Annotated in this window: 13 protein-coding genes and 1 pseudogene; 7 read left to right on the top strand and 7 right to left on the bottom strand. The window is 63.5% G+C overall.

Features of this window, described 5'->3' with window-relative positions:
• Positions 1–195: 195 nt before the first annotated feature.
• From ACF8GB_RS07360 to ACF8GB_RS07350, 3 genes are read left to right on the top strand one after another with little or no spacing between them, the layout of a single operon-like run.
• Positions 196–651: a (2Fe-2S)-binding protein gene (locus tag ACF8GB_RS07360; RefSeq protein ID WP_058638345.1), complete on the top strand. Its 456-nt coding sequence runs from the start codon at positions 196–198 to the stop codon at positions 649–651.
• Positions 651–2,891 carry a molybdopterin cofactor-binding domain-containing protein gene (locus ACF8GB_RS07355; RefSeq protein WP_392526765.1) on the top strand — a complete coding sequence of 747 codons (2,241 nt, stop codon included), beginning with the start codon at positions 651–653 and terminating at the stop codon, positions 2,889–2,891. Before ACF8GB_RS07360 ends, ACF8GB_RS07355 begins: the two co-directional genes overlap by 1 nt.
• Before the next feature lie 17 nt (positions 2,892–2,908).
• On the top strand, positions 2,909–4,255 hold the full coding sequence (locus ACF8GB_RS07350; protein WP_196127554.1) for a cytochrome c: 1,347 nt from the start codon (positions 2,909–2,911) through the stop codon (positions 4,253–4,255).
• Positions 4,256–4,286: 31 nt separating this feature from the next.
• Here the strand turns inward: ACF8GB_RS07350 and ACF8GB_RS07345 are convergent, their stop codons facing one another.
• Together ACF8GB_RS07345 and ACF8GB_RS07340 are read right to left on the bottom strand one after the other, a co-directional pair.
• Positions 4,287–5,063, bottom strand: coding sequence for an ABC transporter substrate-binding protein (locus ACF8GB_RS07345; protein ID WP_145255913.1), 777 nt, complete (start codon positions 5,061–5,063; stop codon positions 4,287–4,289).
• Between the two features lie 68 nt (positions 5,064–5,131).
• Positions 5,132–5,449 carry a hypothetical protein gene (locus ACF8GB_RS07340; protein ID WP_058605375.1) on the bottom strand — a complete coding sequence of 106 codons (318 nt, stop codon included), beginning with the start codon at positions 5,447–5,449 and terminating at the stop codon, positions 5,132–5,134.
• A 311-nt stretch (positions 5,450–5,760) separates the two neighbouring features.
• Between ACF8GB_RS07340 and ACF8GB_RS07335 the strand changes: the two are divergent.
• Together ACF8GB_RS07335 and ACF8GB_RS07330 are read left to right on the top strand one after the other, a co-directional pair.
• Positions 5,761–7,502, top strand: a pseudogene (locus tag ACF8GB_RS07335) (BCCT family transporter).
• Between the two features lie 551 nt (positions 7,503–8,053).
• Positions 8,054–8,704 (top strand): TIGR04211 family SH3 domain-containing protein, encoded by a 651-nt coding sequence (locus ACF8GB_RS07330; protein WP_058638351.1) that lies wholly within the window; start codon positions 8,054–8,056, stop codon positions 8,702–8,704.
• Positions 8,705–8,883: 179 nt separating this feature from the next.
• Here ACF8GB_RS07330 and ACF8GB_RS07325 read toward each other — a convergent pair whose 3' ends face one another.
• Positions 8,884–9,765 (bottom strand): LysR family transcriptional regulator, encoded by an 882-nt coding sequence (locus ACF8GB_RS07325; RefSeq protein WP_058638352.1) that lies wholly within the window; start codon positions 9,763–9,765, stop codon positions 8,884–8,886.
• A 133-nt stretch (positions 9,766–9,898) separates the two neighbouring features.
• On the opposite strand from ACF8GB_RS07325, the gene argC reads away from it, so the two are divergent.
• Positions 9,899–10,858 (top strand): N-acetyl-gamma-glutamyl-phosphate reductase, encoded by a 960-nt coding sequence (gene argC, locus ACF8GB_RS07320; RefSeq protein ID WP_392526763.1) that lies wholly within the window; start codon positions 9,899–9,901, stop codon positions 10,856–10,858.
• A gap of 61 nt (positions 10,859–10,919) precedes the next feature.
• The gene (locus tag ACF8GB_RS07315; RefSeq protein WP_197844037.1) at positions 10,920–11,606 is read left to right on the top strand and encodes a GNAT family N-acetyltransferase; all 687 of its coding nucleotides are present in this window, start codon (positions 10,920–10,922) and stop codon (positions 11,604–11,606) included.
• A gap of 44 nt (positions 11,607–11,650) precedes the next feature.
• On the opposite strand, the gene ACF8GB_RS07310 is transcribed toward ACF8GB_RS07315, so the two are convergent.
• The 4 genes from ACF8GB_RS07310 to ACF8GB_RS07295 are packed head-to-tail and all read right to left on the bottom strand — an operon-like array spanning position 11,651 to position 15,480.
• A complete protein-coding gene (locus ACF8GB_RS07310) occupies positions 11,651–12,406 on the bottom strand; it encodes an ABC transporter permease (protein WP_058638355.1) in 756 nt (251 codons plus the stop codon).
• Complete coding sequence (locus ACF8GB_RS07305) at positions 12,406–13,611, bottom strand: ABC transporter substrate-binding protein (RefSeq protein ID WP_058605889.1); 1,206 nt, start codon at positions 13,609–13,611, stop codon at positions 12,406–12,408. Before ACF8GB_RS07305 ends, ACF8GB_RS07310 begins: the two co-directional genes overlap by 1 nt.
• A complete protein-coding gene (locus ACF8GB_RS07300; RefSeq protein WP_145255898.1) occupies positions 13,598–14,419 on the bottom strand; it encodes an ABC transporter ATP-binding protein in 822 nt (273 codons plus the stop codon). The genes ACF8GB_RS07305 and ACF8GB_RS07300 overlap by 14 nt, the downstream gene beginning before the upstream one ends.
• Positions 14,416–15,480 (bottom strand): acyl-CoA dehydrogenase family protein, encoded by a 1,065-nt coding sequence (locus ACF8GB_RS07295; RefSeq protein WP_058638356.1) that lies wholly within the window; start codon positions 15,478–15,480, stop codon positions 14,416–14,418. Before ACF8GB_RS07295 ends, ACF8GB_RS07300 begins: the two co-directional genes overlap by 4 nt.
• Positions 15,481–15,508: the final 28 nt, after the last annotated feature.

Raw genomic sequence — 15,508 nt, 5'->3', positions numbered from 1 at the left:
AAATCCTCCCCGACCGGCATGCGCGTCAATGGCGGCCTCGCGCTTGCGCATTCCGGGGAAATCCTTGCCTGATCCTCTGTATCTGCACAGCCTGGCGCAGGCACCGGTTCAGCGCTGTGCTAGCGTTTCTACACGGGGCGACGCACCCCACGATCATGACAAGAACAGCGCTAACCGATGACTGGCAGGTGAACCATGGAACTACTCATCAACGGCACGACCCACCAGGTCGATGCAGACGCCGACACGCCCCTTTTGTGGGTGATCCGCGACGATCTGGGCATGACCGGTACCAAGTATGGCTGCGGCCTGGCCCAGTGCGGGGCTTGCTCGGTGCTGGTGGACGGCGTTGTGGTGCGCGCCTGCGTGACCCCGGTGTCCGGCGTGGTTGGCCGACACGTGTCGACCATTGAGGCGATCGAGGCGGACCCTGTGGGCAAGCGGGTGGTAGCGGCTTGGGTGGAACACCAGGTCGCGCAATGCGGGTACTGCCAATCCGGTCAGGTAATGGCAGCGACCGCGCTGCTCAAGCATACCCCGGCACCCAGCGCCGAGCAGATCGATGCAGCCATGATCAACCTGTGCCGCTGCGGCACCTACAACGCTATTCATGCAGCCATGCATGACCTGGCGCAGGGAGCCAAAGCCTGATGAGCACGCCTGATCCCGTTGCTGAACTGCATAGATTGCAAGTTGGCGAAACCGTCAATCTCTCGCGTCGCCGCTTCCTCGTCGGCACGGCTGCAGGCGCATTGGTCCTGGGCTTCGGCCTGCCGACGGGCGTTGCGCGTGTGCAAGCTGCTGCCGATGTGCAGCGAGGCACCCAGGTACCGGCGTTCCTGGAAATCCGACCGGATGGCACGGTCCGTCTGCTCAGTCCGTTCATGGAAGGCGGCCAAGGACCGTTCACCGCCATGGCGCAGATTGTTGGCGAGGAGCTGGATGTGGATCCTGCTCACTTCATCGTGGACAGCGCCCCACCTGGCCAAACCTATGTGGTGATGGAAAACGGCATGCGCATCACCGGCGGCAGCATGTCCGTACGCATGAGCTACCCCACCATGCGCCGCCTGGGCGCACTGGCGCGGGCGATGTTGCTGCAGGCCGCTGCGCAGCAACTGGGTGTCGCGGTGGGCGAGCTCACCACGACGCCGGGTACCGTAGTACATACCACGTCAGGGCGCACGCTTGCGTACGGCGAACTGGCCGAACGCGCCATGGACCTGCCGGTCCCCGACCCCGCCACCGTCAAGCTTCGTGATCCTGCCCACTTTCGCTGGATTGGCAAGCCAGTTCGGCGCCTGGATGCATACGACAAGTCCACCGGCAAGGCCATGTACTGCATCGACCTCAGCGTGCCGAATATGCTTCATGCCGCCGTGCAGCATGCCCCTCGCCTGGGCATGACGGTGGGCCAGGTGCGCAATGAGGCACAGGTGGCTGCCATGAAGGGCGTGCACTCGGTGCATCGCCTGCCCGGTGCTGTAGCGGTGGTTGCACCGCGTTGGTGGCACGCCAAGCGTGCGGTCGAGGCACTGCAAGTACAGTGGCTGGAGCCAGCCGCAGATTCCACCGTGCGGGCCATGCCGGCGGATTTTTCCAGCGACGGCTGGCTCCAGCACCTGGCCAGTGCCACGGGTCCAACCCGTGATGAAGAAACGGCCGGAGACGTGGCAAGCGCGCTGGACAACGCCGTGACCACCGTCGAGGCCAGCTACCACAACCAGTACCTGAACCATGCCCAGCTCGAGCCCCCTTCTGCCCTGGCCCGCTTCAACCCCGACGGCACACTGGAGGTCTGGCTGCCCAACCAGGCGCCCGACATGTTCCGCGATGACATCGCCAAGCGTACCGGGCTGTCACCCGACCAGATTACGCTGCACTCGCCGCTGCTTGGCGGCTTCTTCGGTCGACACTTCCTGTATGAGTCCGCCAACCCTTACCCGCAGGCCATCGCCCTGGCCAAGGCGGTAGGCCAGCCCGTCAAGCTGATCTGGAGCCGCGAGGAAGAGTTCCTTCGCGATGTGCTACGCCCTGTCGCCGCGGTCAAGTTCCGCGCCGGGCTCGATGCCGAAGGCTTGCCGGTAGTCCTGGAGGCGGTCAGCGCCACGGAAGGCCCCACCGAAGCCCTGGCCGGCAAGCAAGGTGACAAGGTCGACCCCACGGCACTGGAAGGGCTATCGGGCAAGGCCTATGCCATAGCCAACAAGCGCATCGCACAGGTGTACGTCAAAGGCCCGGCCATGCTCGGTTATTGGCGGTCGGTGGGCAACTCGCTCAATGACTTCTTCTATGAGTCTTTCCTGGACGAGCTGGCGGACAAAGGAGGCCAGGACCCTCTGGCCCTGCGTCGGCACCTGCTGCGAGACAACCCGCGCCTGACCCAGTTGTTGCAAGCGGTCGTCGAGCTTTCAGGGGGCTGGAAACGAGGGCCTTTCACTGCCGAGGATGGCACGCGGCGGGCCCGAGGCTTGGCGATGGCGTCCCCTTTCGGGTCCGAAGCGGCCGTGATCGCCGAGGTCTCCATCGAAGACGGCCAAGTGAAGGTCCACGACATCTGGCAGGCGATCGATCCGGGTAGCATCGTCAATCCGGCCATCATCGAGCACCAGGTCAATGGCGCGGTGGCCTTGGGGTTGTCGCAGACGCTGGTCGAGGAAGCGGTGTACGTCGATGGCATGCCGCGTGCGCGCAACTATGACCTGTACCCGATCCTGCCGCCTGCGCGCATGGCTCGGGTACATGTACGCATCGTTGAGAGTGGCGCGAAGATGGGCGGTATCGGCGAGCCACCGTTGCCCGCGGTAGGACCGGCGGTGGCCAATGCCGTGGCCCAACTGACCGGACAACGGGTTCGCAGCCTGCCCATGAGCCGTCATACCTTCAGCTGACCGACAAGGACGCCGCCATGCACCCTCGTACTGCTAGAACCCTTGGCTGGCTGTTGCTGCCCTGCGCGGTCGCCGCCGGCCTGGCCGGGTGGTACGTCACCCGTGAACCTGCCTCGCCGTTCTCTGATGAGCAGGCACGCGCCACCGACGACCCGGCATTGATCAGTCGCGGGGAATACGTCGCAAGGCTGGGCGATTGCGTCGCCTGCCACAGCCTGCCTGGCGAACCGCCGATGGCCGGGGGGCTCGAGATGGCTACCCCGCTTGGCACGATCCACGCCACCAACATCACACCCGACCCGGAGACAGGCATCGGCGCCTACTCGCTGGCCGACTTCGACCGGGCCGTGCGCCACGGTGTGGCGCCTGGCGGGCGCCGCCTTTACCCCGCCATGCCGTACCCCTCCTACGCCAAGCTCAGCGATGACGACATACGTGCGCTTTACGCCTTCTTCATGCGCAGTGTTCAGCCTGCACGACAGCCGAACACGCCTGGCGACATACCTTGGCCATTGAACCTACGCTGGCCCATCGCCCTGTGGAACGGCGCGTTCGCACCTGCGAGCCCTTACGTGGCGAAGGACGACCAGAATGCACTGTGGAATCGCGGCGCCTACATCGTGCAGGGGCCTGGGCACTGCGGCAGCTGCCATACCCCCCGAGGCCTGGCTTTCAATGAAAAAGCCTTCGACGAGTCAGGCGCCCCGTATCTCGCAGGCGCCTTGCTCGACGGCTGGTACGCGCCCAGTTTGCGCAATGACCCTAACACCGGCCTTGGCCGCTGGAACGAAGCTGAGGTGGTGCAGTTTCTCAAGACCGGTCGCAATCGACATGCCGTGGTCTTCGGCTCGATGACCGAGGCATTCAACAACTCCACGCAGTTCATGACCGATGACGATCTACAGGCCATCGCCCACTACCTCAAGGCACTGCCCGGCGATCCATCCCGAGATGGCAAACCCTGGCAGTACCAGCCTGAGCCGACGCTCGCCCAGCTGGAGCGCCCAGGCGTACGCACGTACATGGCGCGCTGTGCTACCTGCCACGGCATGGACGGCAAGGGCCAGGGTGAGTGGATGCCGCCCTTGGCCGGCGCCACTTCGTTGCTTGCAAAGGAGGCTGCTTCAGCCATCAACATCACCCTGAACGGGTCGCAGCGGGCCGTGGCCGATGGCAGGCCCGATGCCTACCGCATGCCCGCCATGCGTGCACAACTGAGCGATCAGGAAACAGCAGAGGTGCTGAGCTTTATCCGAAGTGCCTGGGGTAACCACGGCAATGCCGTCGAAGCCGCGGCAGTGGCCAAGCTGCGCAAAGATACGGATCCTGCCAGCCCTAGTCCGATCATCCTGCAGATGCGCTGACCCATGCCGCGCATTCGAGCACCGGAAGGCCTTAGCGGCTGCGTTCCAGGTTGAGTTTGAGCAGCTGCTGCGGTACCTCCTGCGCGTTGAGCTGCTGCATCGCCCGGCTCAGGGCTTCGCGCAGCGCCGGCTGATTGCACGGCGAAGCCTTGGACAGGGCCAGGTACAGGCCTTCGCTGGAGACAGGCGGCTGCAGGACCAGCACCTGCTGGTCGATGCCCAAGGTGCGCGCCAGGGCTAGGCCTGGGTACTGCTCATAGATCACATAGTCACTGCGCCCGTGCATCAGCTTTTCGAAAGCCTGCCTGGCGCTGGGCACCGCTTCGAGCGTCAGGTGCTGCTTGGCGTAAGCATCGAACGGCTGGCCGTGACTGTTATTGACCAGCGTTCCACCCTTGAGCCCCTGCAGGTCCGACCATTGCCCGTAGACGAAGCCATGCCCCTGACGGGCCCAGATCACGCTCGGTGTGTAGAGGAATGCCGGCAGGATGAAGTCCATCTGCTGCTGGCGGGCGTCGGTGATGAAGTAGCCGGCCATCAGGTCGACCCTGCCGGTACGAACCTCTTCCTGGGCCCTGGACCAAGGGCCTACATAGAGGACGTCGATTTCCAGGCCAAGGCTGTTGGCCAGGCGCGTGATCAGATCCGCACTGGCCCCAATCAGATGGTGCGGGTCCAGGGGGTCACGCCAAAGGTAGGGGGGATATTCCGGGTTTCCAGTGGCGGTAAGCCGTTTACACGGCTCGGCAGCCATTGCCAGCAGTGGCAATAGCCCAAGGCACAACAGGCCAACCCAACCCTTGATCATGCGAGACCTCCGGCAGACGACGCTGTGATACCTCGTTCCCTGCGCTGGGCCCTAGACAATAAGCTGCTTCAGGCGGTCAGTTCCAGCCGCGCGCGCGCCCCTGCCCGCTGGAACACCTCGCGCACCTCGTCGGCCTTGGCCTTGGTGACCGACTTGCCGCTCAGCAGCTCGTCGACCACGCGCAGGCCTTGCTCGACGGCAGTGGCCAATTGTTCAGCATCGGAGGCGTCGGCGATATCACCCAGATAAGGCGCGATGAGGTAGACATAACGATCCTGCAGTTTCAGCGTTTCCAGGGCGTCGAGGGCCTGCTGGAAGCGATCGGCCGCAGCGGGGCTCATGCTCAATTTATCGAAATGAATCAGGCTCACACGATCAGTGGCCATGTTGACGAATCTCCGTTTCCTGATGCGGCGCAGGCCACGAGCAGCAGCGTGTCCACGCTACTCGGACAAGCAGGCCCGGGTGATGTCGATCAGGTTAACAGAACACGGCACAGAAAGGGTCATCCGCCCAAGAACTAAAAGTGACCAGCAGGTCGCGCAATGGAAGCCCCACGGCGCAACCGGGACAGGCAGCGGGATTTGACGCGCAGGATAATCGCCCGGCAAACCACCCTGCCGAGAACGCCACCACGCGCTCGCCTCTACAACAACAAGCCTGTTTCAGCAGGCACGCCACACAGGGCTCCCACTTCATGGCAAAGGAACACTCCGCAGAGACACCCGATCTTGGCGTTACCGACCCCTCCAAAACCGACGAAGCCCGACAGGACCGGCGCCTGGAGGGCAAGCTCGACTGGGTCGTATTCGGCTTGACCAGCCTGTTGGCCATCGCGTTCGTGCTGTGGGGTTTCCTCAACCAAGTCAATTTGGCCAGTAGCGCGTCCAGTGCGCAGTCGTGGGTCATTCTCAACTTCGGCTGGTTCTTCGTACTGACCTCTACTGTGTTCGTCGTGTTCGTGCTGTGGCTGGCTGCCAGTCGTTATGGTCGCGTGCCGCTGGGCCGGGATGGAGAACTACCTGAGTTTCGAACGGTGTCGTGGGTGGCGATGATGTTCAGTGCCGGCATGGGCATCGGCCTGATGTTCTTCGGCGTGGCCGAGCCGTTGTCGCACTACGTTTCCCCGCCGCCGGGCTCGACCACTGGCCAGTCGAGCGAAGCGATGCAGGTGGCCATGGCCACCACCCTGTTTCACTGGACGCTGCACCCTTGGGCGATGTATGCCATCGTCGGGCTCGCCATCGCTTACGGCACCTTCAGGCGCGGCCGCTCCCAACTGATATCCGCAGCCTTCAGGCCCTTGATCGGCAAGCATGCCAATGGCCCGCTCGGCCGTCTGATCGACATGATGGCAATCTTTGCCACGCTGTTCGGCTCGGCCGCCTCGCTGGGGCTTGGTGCGCTGCAAATTGCAGGCGGCCTCGAATACAACGGCTGGATCGAGCACCCCGGCAAGCTGTTCTACATCGCACTGATCACCGTACTGACCGTCGCCTTCGTCACCTCGGCCGTGTCGGGCATCGGCAAGGGTATCCAGTGGCTGTCCAATACCAACATGGTGCTCGCACTGATGCTCGCCGTGTTCGTGTTCCTGGTCGGGCCTACCTTGCTGATGCTGAACCTGCTGCCGACATCGATCGGCATCTACATCAAGATGCTGCCGGAAATGATGGCGCGGACCAATGCAAGCGGCGGCGAACCCATGAACGCCTGGCTGGCTGGACGGTGTTCTATTGGGCGTGGTGGATTTCCTGGACGCCTTTCGTTGGCATGTTCATCGCCCGTATCAGCCGGGGGCGCACCATTCGCCAGTTCGTCACCGGGGTGTTGCTGGTGCCGAGCCTGGTCAGCCTGGTGTGGTTCACCATCTTCGGCGGGGCGGCCATCGATGCCTTGCGCGAAGGCGCCTTCGTACTGGCGGATGGTGCGGTCAACAGCAACCATGCGCTGTACCAATTGCTCGCCAGTTACCCGTTGGCCTCTGCCACGTCGGTCCTGGTGATGATCCTGGTCGGTATCTTCTTCGTCTCCGGTGCCGACGCGGCGTCACTGGTCATGGGGACGCTGACCGAACATGGCACCACTTCCCCTTCGCGGCGCACGGTGATTTTCTGGGGAGCGCTCACCGGCACGGTCGCAGCCATCATGCTGGCCATCGGTGACCCCAGCGCGCCAGACAAAGCCCTGACCGGGCTGCAGAACCTGACCATCGTAGTGGCCCTGCCCTTCGTACTGGTCATGGTGCTGCTGTGCCTGGCGCTTTATCGCGACCTGCGCAAGGACCCCATGATGCTGCGCCATCTTCGCGGAACCGAGCTGATCGAAAAGGCCGTGTTGTATGGCGCAGTCAAGCATGGCGAAGAGTTCTACATCGTCGTTCAGGAGAAGAAAGCCTCGGTGAAAGGGGTTGCAACCAAGGAGCTGACCGAATCGTGAGGTCAGCAGATCGGTCGCTCTGATACCTACCCGCGAAACTGGTAAAAGTGCCAGTTTCGTATTGCCAGCGACCGACGCAATATCGTCAGCGCCTCCCAGCCGAATGAGCGCAGCGCCCATGAATGGCCTTCTGCAAGGTAGAGTCGCCTGGTTCGATAGCGACCAGGCGTTTGGCTGCATTGTGGGAGCCAACGGCGTCAGCTTTCTACTTCAGGGGCGGCACCTGCTAGACCCTGGTACACCGCCCTGCCGCGGGCAGGTTTACCAATTCGCACCGGTGTACAGAAAAAATGCCTGGTGGGCCCTGCAGGCCTCGCCCTTACTGCCCCTGCCTGACGAATTGACGGTCGGCGTGCCGGACGATCATCCAGATTGACCTGATGCACACTGCTGCGCAGCTCATCCATTTGCGTAACATGTTGAAGACTTTTCGCGATGCTAACGGTGAACCAGCTTACAAAAAAACGGTCTTTCGCTGACGGTTCACTCCCCGACCGGTTCGCGGCCCATCCACCGGCCTACATTTGTCCAGTTTCAGCGAAGACCCCAAAATGCCCGACTCCCGCCCAACTGCCTTTGCCCTCACTGCCCTGCGCGGCGGTCTGCTTGCCAGCGCGCTGGCGCTTGTCACGCCCGCGCACGCCGAGGCGCCAGCCAGCGATGCACGCTGGGTCAGTGACAGCCTCAGCACCTACGTACGCAGTGGCCCGACCGACGGCCACCGTATCGTCGGTACGCTAAAGTCCGGGCAGCCACTGACGCTAATCGGTACACAGGGCAACTACAGTCAGGTTCGTGGACAAAACGGTGATGTGGTGTGGATCCTTTCCAGTGACCTGCAATCAGTGCCTGGTCAGAATGAGCGCCTGCCTCAGCTCGATGCTCAGGTGGCCGAGCTGACAGGGCAATTGAAGACCATCGATGACAGCTGGAAAAACCGGGTGCAGGGTATGCAGGAAACCCTGGATTCGCGCAAGCAACTGGTCGATGAACTCCAGGCGCGCAACAAGGACTTGAACGAGCAGCTGGACCAGAGCCAATCGAACCTTCGCGACGCTCAAGCGCGCCTGGGTGACGAGAACAAGCAGGTGATGATGCGCTACATGGTGTATGGCGGCAGCATCGCAGGGGCCGGTTTGTTGGTGGGTCTCATCCTGCCGGCCTTGACCCGTGGGCGGAAAAAGAACGATCGCTGGTTCTAGGACTGTGTTGAGGATTGCCTGTCTTGCACAGACCGGCAGATTCTTAAGTTTCGAAACGGACTTGCCGGCTCGTCGGCCTGGCCGGGGCGAGCTATAGATCCGGGGCTGCTGCGCAGCCCTGCTCCGGTAGATGCTCAACCCGTCATCCCCAGCATTCACCGCTACTGCGCCTTCCCATACTACTGACCAAGCCGCTCTAGTGCCTGGAGCACAAAGGTAGTAGCCCTCTCCTGCCTGGCGTCCCGGCAGGCGATCCCCAACTGCCGCCACAACCCAGGCCGCAAGGGTCGACAGACCAGACGCGGGTCCGCCTCCATCGCTTCACCTTCCTGCGGCAGCAACGTAGCACCGTACCCGGCGCCAACCAGGCGCTTGACCGCGTCGTTGTAGTTCAACTCGATGCGCGGCTGTGGGTGCAGCCCGGCCGCTGCGAACCATTCGGTGCAGACCCGCGACAACTGCGTGCTGCTGTCATTGAGAATCAAAGGCCGCTCGGCCAGCCACTGGGGGGTGACAGCTGCCGGCGGCTGCCAGTCAGCCGGCATGTAGGCCAGGATGGGGTCTCGGCGCCAAGCGGTGACCGCCAGGCCCTTGCCCGCCACTTGTGGTAGCGCCACCAGGCCAATGTCCAGCAGCCCTTCACGCAGCTGCACCAGGGACGCTTGTGAAGTGAGCACTTGCACCTGCACGTCGATGCCAGGGTGTTCACTGCGAAGGTGCTTAAGCGCCTCGGGCAGCAGGTGCGCGATGGCCCCGGTCGATGCGCCCAGCCGCACGCGGCCTGTCAGGCCTTGCACTTGATTGCGCACCTCATCCAGAGCCATTTCGGCATCGGCAAGCAGGCGTCTGGCGCGCACCAGCAGGGTTTCGCCGATGACTGTCGGTCGAACCTGGCCGCGTGTGCGGGTCAGCAGCGTGGCGCCCACCCGCGACTCCAGCTCGGCCACATGCAGGCTAATGGTGGGGGGTGCCAGATTGAGCTGACGGGCTGCCGCCGCAAAAGACCCAAGCTGGCTGATCACCACCAGCGTACGCAGGCGGTCAAGGCTGATTTCACGCACAGGGCTACGGCTTCCTTGAGGTAAACGTCGGAAGATTCAGAATAACTGAACGTGCCAGTCATGAAATGTAAATTTTCTTTATGCCCAGCTTGAGCGACTCTGGTGTCCGACCTACCCGCCTGGACACGTGAACATGCATCTACCTCTTGTTTTCATCGATGGCGATCAAGGCACTACCGGGCTGCAAATCCATGCCCGCCTGCACGATCGCACGGACCTGCGCCTGCTGACACTTGCCGACGCGCAGCGCAAGGACCTCAGGTACCGCAGCGAGGCCATCAACCGTGCCGACATCGCCATACTTTGCCTGCCCGATGACGCTGCACGCGAAGCGGTGAGCGCGATCCACAACCCCGGTGTACGGGTGATCGATGCCAGCTCCGCCCACCGCACCGCGCCAGGTTGGACTTACGGTTTTGCCGAATTGAATCGGGACCAGGCTGCGCATATCGGCCAAAGTACCCGGGTCAGTAACCCTGGCTGCTACCCGACGGGCGCGATCGCATTGCTCGGCCCCCTGATCGCGTCAGGCTTGGTACCTGCCGACTACCCGCTGGCCATCCATGCCATCTCGGGCTATTCCGGCGGCGGGCGCTCAGCGGTGCAGCGGCACGAGCAGCAGGACGGTAGCGCCGCCTCGGCCTTGCTCATGTACGGGCTGGACCTGGCGCACAAGCATGTGCCCGAGATTCAGGCCCACGCCGGTCTATCTGCCCGCCCCATGTTCATGCCCGCCTACGGCGCCTACCGCCAGGGCATCGTCCTCAGCATCGCCCTGCACCTGCGCTTGCTGCCCAGCCAGGTCAGCGCGCAGCAGTTGCAGGCGTGTCTGGAGCAGCACTACCAAGGCGCCCGCCACGTGAAGGTGATGCCGCTGCAAACCCAGGGCACAGCCGAGCGCCTCGATCCGCAGGCGCTCAACGGGACCGATGATCTGCGCCTGGGCCTATACGCCAACCCCTCGCAAGGCCAAGTGCTGTTGACCGCCGTCTTCGATAACCTGGGCAAAGGGGCTGCCGGGGCTGCCGTGCAGAACCTGGACTTGATGATCGACGCCATGCGCGCCCACGGCGATAACGGCAAAAACGGGTAGACTGTACAGCCCGCGCACTCATGTTGCGGGCTGTATTCCATTCGCCGGAGCCTGTTTGTCGATGTACATCCTGAGCCGCCTGTCCAGCGTGCCCCCCGAGTCGTTCCAGAACCAGATCCGTGAACTGGTCATCCACGAAGTGGGTGAGCTGAGCAGTGTCGCCATTACGCCTGATAACCCGTTGTACCCCTTGTACCAGTACGGTGTAGGCATGGAGGTGCACCAGTATCTGCAAGCACTCGATGGTACCCGCGGGCTGCGCGTTGCCCTGACCCTGGCACTCGATGCCGATGCCCCGGACCAGTTACTGGGCTTTGCTCTGGCATTGCCAGCCGACAACGACGACCAGGCCTGTGCCCTGGCATTTCTCGCTGTAGCGCCCACGCACCGCCGCCAGGGGATCGCGCGCGCCTTGCTGGCCGACCTGCAGGCTCAGTACCGCTACATTGAACTGAATGCCTTTGCCCACCAGGTGCCGTGGTTCGAAGTCATGGGCATGCAAGCGGTCTCGGCCAACGGCCCACAGGTACTGATGAGCAGTACCGGGCAAGGCGGTGATGCCCTGATCGGGCGCTTGGACATCGCGCCTATCTACCAGACGACCGAAGTCATGCAAATCCACACCTATCTGCTGAACCAGCACGGCGAAGACGCCATGATCGAGGCCGAACAGCGTCGGGACGAGCATCTGGATGAGCTAGCCCTTCAGGCCCAGGCCTGCGTGCAGCAACGGCTGACGGTACATTGACTCCCCTGCTCCTGCGCCCGTGACAAGGCGCAGGTCGTCCGCACTCAGGCATGCACCCAACGGCGATGCAGGCCGCGGGCCAGCGCATCCAGGGCAAAGCCCAGCACCCCGATCAGCAGCACCATGGCCATCAGCTCGGAATAGGCCAGGCGGTCGCGTGTATCGAGAATGAAGTATCCCAAGCCTGCGCTCACCCCGAGCATCTCGCAGGGCACCAGCACGATCCACAAAATGCCGATGGCCAGCCGTACCCCTGTGAGCACGTGCCCGATCACGCCGGGGACAATCACCTTGCACAGGGTTTCCCAACGGGTGGCGCTCAGGCTTCGGCTGAGCTGCAGCCAGCGCGGGTCCAGTTGCCGCACCCCGGCAGCGGTATTGAGCAGGATCGGCCACAGCGCAGCGAACGCCAGCAGGAAGTAGATGGGCTGATCGCCCACCCCCATCAGCATCACCACGACCGGCATCCACGACAGCGGCGAGATCATGCGCAGGAACTGGAACGCAGGGGTAGTCGCCGCCTCCAGGTGCCGGTAGCTGCCCACCAGCAGCCCAAGGGGCACACCGATCAGCAGCGCCAGCAGCAAACCGATCAGGATGCGTTTGAGGCTGACCCAGATATGTCCGTACACCTCGCCTTGCCCAAGCAGCTCGATCAGGCTGGTAAAGGTGGCCGAGGGCGAGAAGCGTGCCGACAGGCCATCGGGCTGGCCGAAGGCTGCCACCCCTGCCCACCAGACCAGCAGCAACCCCAGCAACCCGGCCAGCCCCAGGCTGGCATGCACCACATGCTTGCGCATCAGACCGCGAACTCCTCGCTGCGCTCGAAGGTGTCGGCAATACCGAAGACCGAAGGCCCCCCGACGCTGGCGATGGCATTGCGCACAAAACGGTCGTCTACCAGGTCACCGGCCACGTGTGCCGGGTCCAGGTCGGCGAGAAACGCGTTGTTGCCTTCGATCAAGGTGCGCTTGAGCCGCGTGACGAGCTCCTGGGTGTAGCTGGGGTACGGATAAGGCTGGAAGTCGATGCGTTTCTCATCCCACTGCTGGTGTTGTATGGCACCGGTGGCGATGTAGTCGGCACGGTCGCTGGCAGCAGGTGCCAGCACCTTGGTCAACACCGCGGGGTCGTGTGGGGTGTACTTGTTAGGGCCTGCCTTGGACAGCAAAGCAGCCGCCTCGGCCCGGTGCTCGCGGGTCCATTGCTGGGCCTTGACGATGGCGTTGACCACCTTCTGCGACCAGTCCGGCCGGTTGTTCAGGTCGTGTTCATGCATGAACACCACGCAGCAGGCGTGGTTGCGCCAGACGTCCCCGGTGAAGCGCTGCACGCGCCCGACCTTGAGGTTTTCGGCCAAGGCGTTGAACGGTTCGGCGACGATGTAGCCGGCGATGCGCTTGCTGGCCAGGGCCGGGGGCATGTCCGAGGGAGGCAGCACCAGCAGGTTCACTTCGTTGGCGGCAAGCGCTGCTGTGGCGGGTTTGGACACGGCGGTCAGGCCACTGTCCGCGAGCATCTGTTGCAGCACAACGTTATGAATCGAATACCAGAACGGAATGGCCACGGTCTTGCCACCGAGCTGTTTCATGTCGGTAATATCTGGCGCCACCGTCAGCCCCGAGCCGCCCACATGGTTCCAGGCCACCACTTTGGCCGGCACCTTGCTTGCGTAACGCGCCCATACCGTCATCGGGGACAACAGATGGATGACGTTGACCTGCCCGGAAATGAACGCTTCGATCACCTGTGCCCAACTGCGCAGCAAGACCGGCCGTTCGGCTTTGATGCCTTCGGCCTCGAACAGGCCATTGTTGTGCGCCACCAGCAGCGGGGTGGCATCGGTGATGGGGAGATAACCGATGCGCACAGGCGCATCGGGTTCGGCGGCGGCGCGTGCCTGTAAGCTGGACAGCAGCGGCAATGCGCCCGCTGCGGTCAGCAGTGCGCTCATCTTGAGAAAATCGCGACGCGAAGAAGCGGCGCAGCAGTCATCCATGCACATGGACAGCCTCCGAGGACAAGGGGGTGGGTTGGGGTTCGACTGTGCGGCTTGCCCGCCGAAGGGTTTTGAGAATCTCGATGCGCAAGGCGCCCAATGCCTCGACCTGCTGCGTCCGGGGTTGCGGCAGGTCGACGAGCCATTGCCCGAGCGTGTGCGCTGGGTGGTCGCCCAGTAGCAATACGCGGTCGGACAACAGCAGGGCTTCGTCGATGTCATGTGTAATCAGGACCGCCGCGGTGTTGTGCGTGGCGATCAATTGCAGCAGCAGTTGCTGCATGTCGGCGCGGGTCACCTCGTCCAGCGCGCCGAACGGCTCGTCGAGCAGCAGCACTTCTGGCTGGCGCGCCAGGCAACGGGCCAATGCCGTGCGCTGGGCCATGCCGCCGGAGAGCTGGGCCGGATACTGGTTGCGTGCATGGTCCAGGCCTACGGCAGCAATGGCATGGTCGACGCGTGCCCGACGCTCGTCTGCGGCAAGCGTTGGCTGGCGGGCGAAGTCCAGGCCGAAGGCGACATTCTTCTCCAGGCTCAGCCAAGGCAGCAGGCTTGGGTCCTGAAAGGCCACCGCCAGGCGCGGATGCGGGCCCTGCAGCGGCTGGCCGTGCAACATTACGTGCCCGCCTTGGGGTTGCTGAAGGCCCGCAAGCACGCGCAGCAGGCTGGACTTGCCGACACCGCTGGGGCCCAGGATGCTCACCACCTCGCCTGGGGCCAGTTGCAGGTCGAACCGGGCCAGTACCTGCTGCCAGCCCTCGGCACGGGGGTAGCCCAGGCTGATGTCCTTGGCTTGTAGCACAACGTGGGTCATGCCGATGCTGCCTGGCGATGAAGTTCAGCGCGCAGTTGCACCAGGCTGGGCGTGACGATGGGCACGAAGGCTGACTCACGCCAGCGCCGCGCGAAGCCTTCGCCATATTCGCACAGGTAAGCTTTGCCGCCGCTGGCCTGTAGCTCAAGCTGCACGGCATCGGCGGCGCACTCGGCCAGGGTGATGCGCAATTTGAACAGCGCTGCCGGCTGCTCCCTGAAGCGCTCATCGAGCAGCCCTTGCTTGAGCTCACTCACGGTGTTCTCCAGGCGAGCACTGAGTACCTGCCTGGCTTCATCCAGGAACGAAGCGCGCCCGTGCAGGTGACCCTGGACTTCTTCCAGCGCCCTGCGCGCCAGGCCGATGGCCATGCCGCACTGCAGCCCCAGGAAAGCCGGCCGGACACGGGGCAGGAATTGGCGGGCGTTGTCGTGCAGCAACCAGTCACGCGACAATTGCACCTGGTGGAAGGCCAGCGCAGCGGTGTTACTCGACTGCAAGCCCATCAGTTGCAGGTCGTCAGAGCGCTCAAGACCTTGTGCATCGGACGGAATGGCCAGCACGAAGGGGGCGCCACCGGCGTCATCCTCGATGGCAGCGGCTACAACGAAGCCGCTCTTGCGCAGGTTGGTCACCCAGTGCAACCGCCCTTCCAAATCCCAGCCATCCTCCTGGGGCCGACCGCGCACCTGTAGCGTCTCGATACCCGAAAGAAACTTCATGGCGTTGGACAAGCCCGTGGCGCCGGCCAGCTCACCGCTCAACAGCGCAGGCAGCAGCCGTTCGCGCAGCCCGGTATTGGGGCTCTGCAGCAGGTATTCGATGAAGGCCCGCTGCCCCCAGCACACGAAGGCCGTGGCCAGTGAACGGCTGGCAATGGTTGCGATGGCCTCCACCGCGTCGGTGATCTGGCCACCTGAACCGCCCAGGGCAGGGTCGATGCCAACGCGCAACAATTGCGACTGCGCTATCTGGGACAGCACCTGTTGTGGCTCGCACTGGCCACGGTCGATGGCTTCGGCATTGGCATCCAGCCACTGTCGAAATGCGCACTCTTGCATGTTTTCTTGCTCCTTTTGAAACGCCGCG

Origin of the sequence: Pseudomonas sp. xss_4 (assembly GCF_043104125.1) — a bacterium.
Taxonomy (GTDB): Bacteria; Pseudomonadota; Gammaproteobacteria; order Pseudomonadales; family Pseudomonadaceae; genus Aquipseudomonas; species Aquipseudomonas parafulva_B.
Note: the sequence above shows the minus strand (reverse complement) of the source record. Positions and strands in the feature narration are given on the sequence as shown.